1 protein-coding gene is annotated in these 827 nt (G+C 43.7%); it reads left to right on the forward strand.

Annotation, left to right across the window (positions count from 1 at the left end):
- A partial coding sequence (locus DW981_RS14765; protein WP_182434319.1) for a MobA/MobL family protein occupies nt 1–827 on the forward strand: 827 nt, incomplete at both ends.

The following is an 827-nucleotide window of genomic DNA, read 5'->3' on the forward strand; positions in this document are numbered from 1 at the left end:
ATGCAGATGCACAGCTTGGACGCTCATTTGAATTTTCCCTGCCGAAAGAATGGAGCAGACAGGAACAGATTGATTATACAACCGAATATATTCAAAAGACTTTCGTGGATAAGGGAATGTGTGTCGACTGGAGCATACACGATAAGGGCGACGGGAACCCACATGTGCATTTACTTGTAACCATGCGACCATTCAATCTGGATCATTCATGGGGCAGCAAAGAAGTCAAGGACTGGGATTTTGTCAGAGATACTGACGGAAATATCGTGGTTGATGAATCCCACCCGGACTGGTGGCAGGATAAGAAAAATCCTGATCGGCATGGAATCCGCATTCCGGTACTTGATGAAAACGGAGTACAGAAAGTCGGTGCAAGAAACCGAAAACAATGGAAACGGGTTCTGACCGATGCTACCGGCTGGAATAATCCAAAGAATTGTGAGTTATGGCGAAGCGAATGGGCTGGGATGTGTAACCGGCATTTATCCATAGACAATCAGATTGACCACCGCTCTTATGAAAGACAGGGCAAATTAAAAATCCCTACGATTCATGAGGGTGCGGATGCAAGAAAGATTGAGGAAAAATATCTCACCGGACAGATATGGAATGGTTCATGGAAGGTAGAGGAAAACCAGATGATTAAAAAACAAAATGCACTACTGCAAAAGGTAATCACAACCTTTGGTAAGGTATCCGGTGCATTGTCAATATGGAAGGAGTGGTTGAATGACATTAGAAGAAAGCAAAGAAGTAATTCCCATGATGGAAGCAATGATTACACAGATAGAGGAACAGCAGAATATCATGGCAGAGATGCTTCAGGA

The sequence above is a fragment of the Clostridium sp. AM49-4BH genome (genome assembly GCF_003478335.1).
Taxonomy (GTDB): domain Bacteria; phylum Bacillota; class Clostridia; order Lachnospirales; family Lachnospiraceae; genus Butyribacter.